The sequence below is a fragment of the Deferrivibrio essentukiensis genome, from assembly GCF_020480685.1.
GTDB classification, from domain to species: domain Bacteria; phylum Chrysiogenota; class Deferribacteres; order Deferribacterales; family Deferrivibrionaceae; genus Deferrivibrio; species Deferrivibrio essentukiensis.
Genome location: NZ_JAJAFU010000017.1, coordinates 44,715 through 56,143, shown reverse-complemented (window position 1 = coordinate 56,143; position 11,429 = coordinate 44,715). Strand labels below are relative to the sequence as shown.

12 protein-coding genes are annotated in these 11,429 nt (G+C 30.7%); all 12 read right to left on the bottom strand.

The window, feature by feature from the left end; translation table 11 throughout:
* Positions 1 to 612, bottom strand: a 612-nt coding sequence (locus tag LF845_RS08855) for an oxygen-binding di-iron domain-containing protein (RefSeq protein WP_242820658.1), incomplete at its 3' end; no start/stop codon positions are given.
* Positions 613 to 709: 97 nt separating this feature from the next.
* On the bottom strand, positions 710 to 1,753 hold the full coding sequence (locus tag LF845_RS08850) for a tRNA dihydrouridine synthase (protein WP_242820657.1): 1,044 nt from the start codon (positions 1,751 to 1,753) through the stop codon (positions 710 to 712).
* Positions 1,659 to 2,645, bottom strand: a complete 987-nt coding sequence (gene tsaD, locus LF845_RS08845; protein WP_242820656.1) for a tRNA (adenosine(37)-N6)-threonylcarbamoyltransferase complex transferase subunit TsaD — start codon at positions 2,643 to 2,645, stop codon at positions 1,659 to 1,661. Before tsaD ends, LF845_RS08850 begins: the two co-directional genes overlap by 95 nt.
* A complete protein-coding gene (locus LF845_RS08840) occupies positions 2,642 to 3,799 on the bottom strand; it encodes a divergent polysaccharide deacetylase family protein (protein ID WP_242820655.1) in 1,158 nt (385 codons plus the stop codon). The genes tsaD and LF845_RS08840 overlap by 4 nt, the downstream gene beginning before the upstream one ends.
* Complete coding sequence (locus LF845_RS08835; protein ID WP_242820654.1) at positions 3,783 to 5,081, bottom strand: S41 family peptidase; 1,299 nt, start codon at positions 5,079 to 5,081, stop codon at positions 3,783 to 3,785. Before LF845_RS08835 ends, LF845_RS08840 begins: the two co-directional genes overlap by 17 nt.
* Entirely contained in the window at positions 5,074 to 6,240 is a 1,167-nt protein-coding gene (locus tag LF845_RS08830) for a murein hydrolase activator EnvC family protein (RefSeq protein WP_242820653.1), read from the bottom strand. Before LF845_RS08830 ends, LF845_RS08835 begins: the two co-directional genes overlap by 8 nt.
* On the bottom strand, positions 6,233 to 7,126 hold the full coding sequence (locus LF845_RS08825; RefSeq protein WP_242820652.1) for a cell division protein FtsX: 894 nt from the start codon (positions 7,124 to 7,126) through the stop codon (positions 6,233 to 6,235). The genes LF845_RS08830 and LF845_RS08825 overlap by 8 nt, the downstream gene beginning before the upstream one ends.
* Positions 7,098 to 7,790, bottom strand: coding sequence for a cell division ATP-binding protein FtsE (gene ftsE / locus LF845_RS08820; RefSeq protein WP_242820651.1), 693 nt, complete (start codon positions 7,788 to 7,790; stop codon positions 7,098 to 7,100). Before ftsE ends, LF845_RS08825 begins: the two co-directional genes overlap by 29 nt.
* Positions 7,774 to 7,998, bottom strand: a complete 225-nt coding sequence (locus tag LF845_RS08815; protein ID WP_242820650.1) for a hypothetical protein — start codon at positions 7,996 to 7,998, stop codon at positions 7,774 to 7,776. Before LF845_RS08815 ends, ftsE begins: the two co-directional genes overlap by 17 nt.
* A complete protein-coding gene (locus LF845_RS08810) occupies positions 7,991 to 8,632 on the bottom strand; it encodes a response regulator (protein ID WP_242820649.1) in 642 nt (213 codons plus the stop codon). Before LF845_RS08810 ends, LF845_RS08815 begins: the two co-directional genes overlap by 8 nt.
* Complete coding sequence (locus LF845_RS08805) at positions 8,625 to 9,662, bottom strand: DUF4388 domain-containing protein (protein ID WP_242820648.1); 1,038 nt, start codon at positions 9,660 to 9,662, stop codon at positions 8,625 to 8,627. The genes LF845_RS08810 and LF845_RS08805 overlap by 8 nt, the downstream gene beginning before the upstream one ends.
* Positions 9,652 to 11,298 carry a hypothetical protein gene (locus LF845_RS08800; protein ID WP_242820647.1) on the bottom strand — a complete coding sequence of 549 codons (1,647 nt, stop codon included), beginning with the start codon at positions 11,296 to 11,298 and terminating at the stop codon, positions 9,652 to 9,654. Before LF845_RS08800 ends, LF845_RS08805 begins: the two co-directional genes overlap by 11 nt.
* Between the last annotated feature and the right edge of the window lie 131 nt (positions 11,299 to 11,429).

Genomic DNA, 11,429 nt, shown 5'->3' with positions numbered 1-11,429 from the left:
TATTTTAGTTAAGTTGTGAAAAAGTATTTCTTTTGCTGGCATATAATGCTCGTGAAATGCTGAGATTGAATCAAAATACTTCATATCTTCAGCAAATAGGCTCCACTCTTCAGTAAATCCACCAAATAGGTCACTGGAAAAAAGAGTTTTTGTCTTTTTATCATAAGTGCAAAATGCCCCCGGGAAGTGACAATACGGAGTAAAGATAAACTCCAATTCCCTACCATCTGCATTCAACTTCCAATTATTTTTTTCAACACATTCAAATGGTATGTTAAGTCCATAATGTTTCAAAAGGGCTATAGCCCTCCAATGAGAAATGATTACAGCATCATCTCTGTTTAATATTTCATTGATTATATAAAGTGCCCCGGTAATATCAGGGTCTTGATGATGACATATAATATACTTGATATACGAAAATGGAATTATCTTTTCAATTTTATTAAGAGTTTCCTTAAAAGTAAGTTTTGAGCCGGGGTCAATTAATATTGAATTTTTGCCATTTTTAATGAGGTATACATGGCATTGAAAGGGGTCATCAGGCAGATTATGTCCCACCCAGTATATATCTTTTGCAATTTGTATCGGCTCATTTGAAGTAACTTTCATACTTAATATTATTATAAGATTAGCAATATTGCAAATGAAAGTTATGAATTATTATTTTAATAAGGTATGTTAGCAAATAATTAGAGCGTGTTTTAGATTAATTAAAAAATGTGTTCAATATATCAAAAAATTCTTTGTCTGTTTTTGAGTCATAAACCTTTTTTCTAAAATCACTTGAATTGACAAATCCTTTTGAAAACCAGACGGCAAGCCTTCTCACAACATCAAGATAGTATTTTTCACCTCTGTATTCTTTTTCATATGCGGCTATTTCTAATATAAGGTCATAAAGCTCCTTTTTATTGGGAGAATATTCTTCAGGATAAGATTTGATAGTCTTAAATATCCAAGGTGCCTTCATCATCTTTCTTCCAATCATTATCCCGTCTACACCAGTTTTTTTCATCTTTTTATAGCTTTCATAATCCACAACATTACCATTGCCTATGATAATTATTTTTGAAAGCCGGACAATCTCTGCTATTTTATCATAGTGAATATCCCCTGAAAAAAGTTCCGCCTTTGTCCTACCGTGAATTGTGAGTGCATCGATCCCTTCATTGTGGCAAATATTTAAAATCTCTTTGTAGACAAAATTATCTTTTTCGTAACCAAGTCTTGTTTTTAAAGATATAGGTTTGTCGGTAGATTTTCTAAGAGAAGTAATAATTGCTTGTAAATTTTTCAAATCTTTTAAGTGGTATGCACCTGAGCCTGATTTTATTACCTTTTTTACAGGGCAACCGGCGTTAATGTCATATCCATCAGCATCAAATTTATCTTCAAGGATTTTTACAGACTCGGCAAAAGATTGAGGATTTTTGCCAAAAAGTTGAATTATTATGGGTTTGTCTAAGTCAGTGATTTTAGCAAGTTTTAAAGACTTGTCTATATCCCTTGAAACCCCTTCCGTTGAAACCATTTCAGTGAAAATAAGTCCGTCAAAAAATTTTCTTACAATTTTTCTGAAAGGTATATTTGTAATACCGGCCATAGGGGCAGCCACAAGGTCATTTTTAGCAAGTATCTCTTTATAAAAGTTGCGGTTAGAAGAGTTTGATATTTTCATCTCTGTCAAATGCTTTTGAGTTGAAACCCATAAAAATTCTTTTATTGAAAAATTGATAAGCAGTATAAGCAACCATTACACCATTGTCAGTGCAAAGTCCTTTGGATGGAAAGAATACTCTAATGTTTTTTAGCTCACTTTGAAGTCTTTTCCTTAAATATCCGTTACAAGCAACGCCACCGGCAACAACAAGTTTTGAAATTTTTTGTGTTTCGGATGCAAGTCTGATTTTATGGATTATTGTGTCCACAGCAATTTTTTGAAAAGAAGCCGAAATATCTTCTTTAGTATATTTTTCTGAGTTATATGAATTTATTACAGAAGTTTTTAAGCCGCTAAAACTAAAATTAAGCTCATTTTTCATGGCTATAGGGTAATTTATTTTTGTTTCATCTCCAAAGGAGGCATTTTTTTCAATTTCAGGTCCGCCCGGATATCCAAATCCAAGAGTTTTTGAAACTTTGTCAAATGTTTCACCAATTGCATCATCTATAGTTTTTGAGATAAGAGTAAAAGCATAAGATTTAGAAACATGAAATAGATGCGTGTGTCCTCCAGAGATTACAAGTGCCGCATATGGGGGAGTTAAATCATCATTTTCAATTTCACCTGACAGTATATGGGCGGTCAAGTGGTTTACCGGAATAAGCGGTTTTTTTAATGTATAGCTCAAACCTTTTGCGAATGATACCCCCACAAAGAGCGCTCCAATAAGCCCCGGAGAGTTTGTTACGCCTATTAAGTCAATATCATTTACAGATATCTTTGCATCATTTATAACTTCTTCTACAATAGGTCTAATTTTCAAAGCATGATTTCTTGAAGCTACCTCAGGGACTACTCCTCCAAATTTTTTGTGAATATCTGCCTGAGAGAATATTTTTGCAGAAAGTATATTTTTACCACTATCTATTATAGATGCGGATGTTTCATCACAGGAAGTTTCTATACCAAGCGTTATCAATTTGCCAAAACCTCTCTTACCGTTGAAAATTTTATTCCTTTCTTTTCAAGCTCAGGTAAATAGCTCATTAAAACTTTTACCGTTGTTGGGCGCAAGTGTCCAATCATAATAACTTTTTTTTCTTTTTCAAGAAGATTTATACCTTTATTAATTTTATCTTTTATATAGTCAGCATCATCTACATTATCTATAAAGACATTATTAATTCCGCAATAAGTCATATAGTCTTTACAAACATCGTAAGCTACAGTGTTTTTTGCAGTATGACTGTCAACAAATGTGTCGGTATACTTTTTAAGATATTTTAATACCTGTTTCATCTTTTGTGTATTTTCTGTAAGGGCTGAGCCCATATGGTTATTTGCTCCGTCAACTTTACCAAGTCGTTCGATATCTTTTTTAATTATTATATTGATAAGTGATTCCGGCGTATTTAAAAGTATTGCACCTTTTCCCGGGTCGGTTGATGGGTAAGACTTTGGCTGCATTGGCAAATGTAGAAAAAGCTCTTTTTTATATTTCTTTACCATTTCTGCGGTTTCTCTATCGTATTGAGTGAATGGAATTACGGAGAGAGTAATTTTATATGGAGTTTTAAGTATTTCCTCTGCCAAATCAAGACTGTTTCCTGCATCATCAAGGATAATGGCTATTTTATGCTTATCATTCTTTATATTCTCAGAAGTTTCACTTTGAAGATTATTATTATTTGTATTTTTGTATGCAGTAAATGGTATTATAAGTACTTTGAAAGCAGGAGAATTATTTTTATAAAAAAGTAAATCTGAATTGTCATTAAATCCGTTTTCATTGGCTAATGATATAACCGCCTGTCTTATACCGTAAATTTGATTTTCAGGGATAGTAAGCTCAAAAGTTATAACGTTATTTTCCACATACTTCTTAAAATGATCTTTATCCAGCTCATAGTCAAATAAAAGCAGTTTTATCCTGTTTTCAATAAGTGTAATATCCTTTTTTAGAGTGTTAGCCTTGGTAACTTCAGATTTTAGGTTACTGACTTTCAGGTTAATAATTGAAAAGATAATAACAAGAAGTAGCAGAAAAAAAGTTCCGCCGACGATGAGCCCCGGCGGAATTTTGAAAGATTTTTTTCTTGTTCTCTTTGTGTTGCTTTTAGCTTTTCTGGGCATATATAATAAGTCCTTTTAGTATATCTATAGCTGTTTTAAGTTGAATATCATCGTCTAAATTTTCAGCTGTGCTGTTATCTAAATTACTTTCAGTTTTGTTATCAAGCTTTTGTTCTGCTTCACCGATTAGGTGATTTTCCAAATCGCTTTCTTTAAAAGAAAAGTGAGATTCAGTGTAAACAATCTTCCCTGTACCGATTTCAATATCAGGTTTTATCCCCACACCTTGGATAGATCTTCCATTTGGTGTATAATATCTTGCAGTAGTAAGCTTTATAGCTGAGCCATCGGCAAGGGGGATTATTGTTTGAACAGAAGCTTTACCAAAGCTTGTTTGTCCTATAATTATTGCCCTCTTATAATCCTGTAATGCACCGGCTACTATTTCAGACGCTGAAGCACTCCCTTCGTTAATTAAAACAACAAGAGGGGTTTTTGAGTCAAAATCATTAAAGGCAGAAGTTTTTAAATGGTTTTCTTTCCCGTCCCTGTCTTTAGTAAATACTACAGTTTTGCCTGAAGGTAAAAATAAGTTAGAAACATTTACCGCCTCAGTTAAAAGACCGCCGGGGTTATTTCTAAGGTCTAAAACTATCCCTTTATAATTTTCCTTGGAAAGTTTTTTTAGGGCATCTTTTATTTCATTTGATGCATCTTCCTTAAAACTTGTTAATCTAACATACGCAATATTGTCTATCATTTTACTTTTAACGGCTTGTATTTTAATGATAGCCCGTGTGATAGTAACATCAAAAGGTTTTTCCACACCACTTCTTAGGATTGTGACAGTGACCTTTGTCCCTGGTTTTCCTCTTAATTTTTTCACCGCTTCGTCAAGGGTAATATTTGCAGTGGGTTTGCCGTCTATTTTAATTATTTTATCCCCGGCTTTAATACCTGCTTTGTAGGCAGGTGTGTCCTCAATAGGGGAAATAACAGTCAGCACCTTATCTTTCATCCCAATTGTGATGCCTAAACCGCCAAATTCACCTTTAGTTTCTACTTTAAACTCTTTGTATGTTTCCTTATCCAAGTAGCTTGAGTGAGGGTCAAGATTTTGTAACATCCCTTGAATAGCACCACTAATAAGGTCTTTTAGCTCTACATCCTCTACATAATATTTATCAATTATGCTTAGTGCGTCAGAGAAGTTTTCAAGTTGCTGGAATCGGTTTTCATTTTTTGCATAAACATTTGATATTTTAATTGTAAGGGCGCCCATTATGAAAGCAATAACTGCTATCAAACTTAAAAATACGGGTAAAAGTTTTTTTCTAATCATTCGTACCTCCGTTAGCGATTAACCACTTCTCAGGGTCAACTGCAGTATCCTGTTTTCTTATTTCAAAGTAAAGATAGGGAGAAATATCTTTCACGTCAACATCAATTAAACCTATCTTTTCATTAACTTTAACTTTCTGATCAATAGTAACAAAAATTTCATCCAATCCGGCATAAAGTGTATAGAAGAATTCGTCATGTTTTACAATAACAATGTTGCCATACCCCCTTACCCAATCAACATACTTTACAACACCATCAAATACAGATTTCACATACCCTTCGTCTTCTATCTTGATTTTTATCCCTTTTATAAAGACTTCACCATTAAAATCATTAATTTTTTTGGGTCCATAGTGCTCAATCACTTTACCGGTAGCAGGCCAGGGGAGCTTACCTTTGGATTTGAAGAAACTGCTTTCAGAAAACTGTGTGCCCCCTTCTTTTTCAATTTGAGGTTTAATTTTTTCCAACTTACTTTGTAATTCATTGTGCTTTTCATTTAGGAGTTTAATGTATTCCTTTTTACTCTCTTCATCCTCTTGCAATATTTTCGATAGTTGACTAAGCTTTATTTTCTCATTTTTCAAATCATTTAATGTAGTTTCTTTTAATGCCAAAATTCTTTGTAGGGCATTATTTCTAAGCTCCAATTCAACTTTGAGTGAGTTTATTTGATTTTTTTTGCCATTTATTTCGGCAATTTTTTCTTTGATTTTTATGTTTATTTTCTCAACTATCTCCATATTTTTTATAAGGGTGTAAAAATCTTTGGAAAATAAAAGTATTTTTATTGAAGTAATATTTCTGTTATCTATAAGATAAATATTAAATTTTTCAATTTGTTTTGAAAGTATGTTGATATCATTGTCTAAAATCATTATTTTCTCTTCAATTTCGTTGATTTGTTGGTTAAGTTTTTTTAAACTGATAGAAGTGACCCTTACTGTTTCCTCTTGTGAGGCTATCTTTTTTTGTAATGCATCTATTTTTGATATTAGGTTTTTTTTAGAGTTTTCAATATCTTTTAGATATTTATTTTGTTCTTTAATATCCTTTTGTAGTTGGTTTATATAATTTTCGTATGTGGCAAAATCGTCGATAACATTTGCATTTGCTACAGAGCAAAACAATAAAATTAAAATAAAAAATTTATTCATCTATTTTACTTGCCTTCCTTAGAAACTTCACTGAAGTAAAATATGAGGAAAAAATACTGATGGAAAAGAAATATATTGCCATTAGTGAGTATATGTAAATGTTTGGTATTCTAATAAAGTTAAGGCTTACAGCAGGCATTATTGTTGTGTTGAGTGAATAAAAAACTGCTGTATTTAAACCCAATGAGACAATAAAACTAACAAAAAACTCAACTACAGTTGCAAAAATAAAGGGAATTATAATGAATGCTTTTGTAGCACCAACAAGGCTGTATATTTTAATCTCTTCTCTAAACTTGTAAAGGTTAAGACTAATTACATTCATTGAGATAAAAGCCACAGATATTGAAAGTAGAATTGTTACAAAAAGTATAAATATTTGCAAAGAATATTTTAGGGATGCAAACTTTAATACCCACTGTTCCCCAAATGAAGCAACATCAACAATATCAAACTTGCCTATTTCATTCTTGATTTGGTTTATAAAAATTATATCCTTAAATTTATCTTTTAATTGAATTTCAATAAAAGAAGGAAAATAATCTTTAGAAATATTTTCAATGTATTTAAGATCATAAGTATTATTTTTTAAGTAATTATAAGAGTCATCTTTGGAATAGTATGTCACACTTTCAACCGAATTGAGAATTTTGATATTTTTTATAAATTCATTAATTGATTCATTATCGTCTGTTTTAAGGTATACCCTTACATTTTGAACGGAAGAAAGGTTATTAAAAAACATATTCGTAGAGTAGCCTATAGTGAAAAGGAATTGATATATAAAAAATATAGTAGTAAGCGTCAGAAGTGATATTAGAGAAGTCTTAAAGTTGGATTTGTAAAATACAAACCCTTTATTTATCAGATATAAAAATTTTTTCATCAGTTTTGCTGTCAGCCTCTATTTTTCCGTTTTTAAGATAAATTGTTCTACCACCAAACTTTTCTATAAGATGTTTGTCATGGGTTGCCACAAGTACAGTACTCCCTTGATTGGCTATATCTTTTAAAAGTTTTATTATATCTTCTGCTCTTTCCGGGTCTAAGTTGCCTGTAGGTTCATCTGCCAATACAATAGATGGCTCGTTGATTAATGCCCTTGCAATTGCAACCCTTTGTTTTTCACCACCGGAAAGTTTTTTTACTATTGTATCTCTTCTGCTGAAAAGTCCAAGCCTTCTGAGAAGGGAAAAAATCCTTTCCTCTATCTGTTTTGAGTCCATATAAAATATTTCAAGAGTCATAAAAATATTTTCAAAGACAGTCTTATTCTCTAATAATTTAAAATCTTGAAATATTACACCGATATTTCTTCTGAGGTAAGGAATGCTTCTTTCGGTAATATTTGTGATATCTTTGTTTGATATTAGTACTACACCTCTTGTGGGGAAAAGGTCGGCATATATTAGCTTTAATAGGGTAGATTTCCCTGCACCACTTGCACCGGTAATATATACAAACTCACCTTTATCAATTTTAAGAGAAATATTATCTAAAGCTTTTTTTTCTCCGAAGAATGCTACAGATACATTAAAGAATTTTATCATTTTTTAAGAAATTTCCTTTTAAAACAGCCTCTTCTACTTGTTTGTGTTGTTGAATAGTAGATTTAAAATCAGTAAATTGAGATTTGACTGAATTTATAATCCTACCACCATCAAAAATTTGAGTAACAACTTTGTCTGTGTATATTTCTGTTTGAATGTGATATACCTTTCCGTTGTATTTTATGTTAGAGTTAAAACTTCTATTCATTTGTCAAATCCAAAATATTTTTTCCATTTAAATAACTTACCTTTTTTGCCGAGTCAATATTTTTAAAGGCATTGTAATATGACACTAATACCTGATATGCCTTTTCCATCCTTAGAACAGAGGAATAGGTTACAGAATCTTCGGTATTCGGAAGCTGTTTTTTTAATATATATATTTCTGCCCCGAGAGCTGTCAAAGGCTGCCCAAAATAATGTGCCACAGTCCCTTTAATCTCTTCAATATTGATTTTATCTTTTTTCCCGTTAAGCATTTCATGATACTGAAATACTTTGTAAATTCTTGACTTCATCTCTTTTAACGGGGTCGGCTTTTTTAGAAAATCGTAAGCACCCAAATTGAAACATTCTTCTATAATTTCTGGGTTTGTTTGAGCTGAATATACTATTTTTGGTATATCAATGTCTTTCAGCTCGTTCAATATTTGTATTCCATCTATGTCTGGAAGGTTTAGGTCAATAATATACAAGTCCGGCAAAAAGCCTGACTTAAAAGTTTTAAAAAATTCTACCGAATTGGTGCTGAATGAAATTTTATATTCCTCTTCAAGGGCATTTTTAATCGTGTAAATAGTTAATTCGGAATCTTCAATAATATGAATATGTTTTTTAGTCACTGAAAATCCCCTTTTCGGCAGTATATAACTTCAGCTTTTTAAAATTATTTTGATTTTTGGTATAGATTTGTGAAATATTTTTTAGTTCCAGATTATATTGCTCAATATGCTCTTTTTTATTTTTTATGTATGTTTCATTAAAAACTATATCAGTTACAGCAAGTTTTTTGGAGATGAGAGTGGTTACAAATATTAAAGTGGCAAAAATAATTATTCCATAAATGACATTTAATACTGAAGAAATCTTAGTTTTTGTTTTAATTGGCTCAGCCGTTGAATGCTCTATTAAGTTATTTTCAAGAAGCAGATATATTATTTTTAAGACATAAACCTCATCAAGTGCAGACTTAGACATAATTTTTTGTATTGTGTTGTGACCATCAATATTATTAAAAACGATTTGAGCATCAGTATTAAAAAGAATTCTTCCATTTTTTACAATAATTGGGTTGTCTTTGCTTGTTATTTTATTGTCAACGGTGTATTTGCTATCGTTGTTTATCTTTTTGTAAATAAGATTGAGACTGCTTATCTTTTTCTTAAACAGTTTAACTTCATCAATATTTTTTAAAGCATCAAGCAAGATTGAATCTATACTTATCGGAGTAATGTCGCTATCATTGTATTCGACAACAGTAGGCACAAATTCATATCTTCCTTTTTCTATTGCCAATATTTTTTCAAAATTAGATTTAAGATGGTCTGTATGAATTTGTTTTAACTGCTCTTTTGTGAGAATTCCTTCTTCTATCAAAATTTGCCCAAGTCTTATAGGCATCTTCTTTTGTTTTTCGAGATATATTTGCAAATCACCTTCAGTAATCGCACCTCTTGAGACTAAATAGTTACCAATTTTAAAATCAAAGTTGTTCGTATTTGCTTTAATATCTACTAATTTACCTTCTCTGATGAATACTTTTGCTGCAAAATCTTCCGATTCAACCTCTAAAATACCGGTTTTAGAGGATTGACAAATAAGCTGTATAACATCAAGAAGACTAAATTCTTTTATATTCCCTTTAAATGCCATTATTGTCCCTTTTTATTAGCATATTAGCAATGTATATGAGTAAAAATAAGCAAATATATGAATAATAAAGATAATTTATTGAAAATTGAAAACCGATATTTGTTGGGGAAATAAATGGTACAGTTTGAAAAATTAGGATAAATATAAGTATAGAGTGTAAAGCAGTTAAAATAAGCCCTACAACCGGTTGGTTGATGAACAGTCTATCAGCCCCCGGAGCAATTAACATAAGAATTATATTTCTAAATTTTGTTATTCGTTTATATTTTTCTATCTGAAATTGCTGCATTACAAGGGTAGAAGCGTCAGCTTTTGCAATTTTATGTGAAAAGATACGGCATTTCTCACAAATATTACCGTGTAAATAGCCGTCATCACATTTAATACAAAAAGATTCTCCACATTGAATGCATTTGAAGAGCCTAAAATTATAAAAAAATCTATTAATAATGATTCCAACAGCAAGCAAAATAAAAAATATTAAGACACTGGTATAATTTAGTGTAAGGGTGTCCTTGTTCATACCTTCTTGAAAGTTGTATGGTAAAAATACATATGTGTTGAGGTTGAGCTGAAGATTTTGCAATAACTTATGATATTCAGGATAGAATGTATAAAGATTTTTTATAATATCTTCATATTTTTCAAAATTAAACTTTTTAGAGTAAAATGAAGCAACATTAATCATAATTATGGGGTCTTCAGTAAGGTTAAACTTTTCTGCTAAAGAGTTAAATTCGTCTACTTTCTCAGTAATTAATAAGTATATTGCATAGTTTGCTGCTTCAAACTTATTTTTAGGCGTAAACCGAATAAAATTGTTCTTTTCAGATAGTTCGGGATATTTAATAGTTGCTATAATATTCGTAAATGGGGAAGTACTTTTTTCAAGATATCTTTCAATGTAATTTTTTGATACAGGTTTGTTGATGATTTCAAGATATTTGTTTTTTTGCAATTCATTTTTGTTGTAGTCAATACTGTTTAGGATAGAAAATACGGACAAAAAGAGTATTACAGCAGTTTTAGAAGCAATATTTTCCGGGATAAGAAGTAATATTGTAAATCCTGCCAAGATTACAAATAAATAGTTATTAAAGGTTATTGAAATGACAATCGTCAGGAGTAAAAAGATAATTAATTTGGCAAAACCTATCGCTTTTAAATTAAATTTGTGACTGTGAAAAAATATGAAGTAATTTTTAAACAGAAGATATAAAAATACAAGGAGAATAAATATTGATGATGTATATCTCAAAAAAGTGTAGACGGCAAACTTATTAAAAAATATATGACTGTTTATGATTTTTAAAATTATATTGTCTGAGAGTATTATCCCAATTTTGTCTTTATTTGTAGGACTGAACTTTTGAGCAATAACTATTGTTTTCTCATTAATTTCTTTAGGGTGATTTAACAATGCCTCTACAACGGCATATGCGATAGTTTCATCCTCAAGCCCTTTAAATTTAATAAATTCTTGATAAAGCTTATCTAAGTTTTGCTCATTTGGCAATTGAACAACTTTTTCCATTTCAGACATCAGACTTTTAGGGTAAAAGTCACTTTCATAGGCATTGGCATAAGTATAAAAAAATAATGAGATTAAGGCAATAATTAAAACTCTTACTTTCATGGTAATATTTTACACTATAAAAGTTATTTTGCAACTAAAGTTTAAAAGTTTTTTTGAAAAGTGCTATAACATTCAAAAATTATTTATTTCACTCTTTACATAAACTGACATATCATTTATAGAGTTTACAA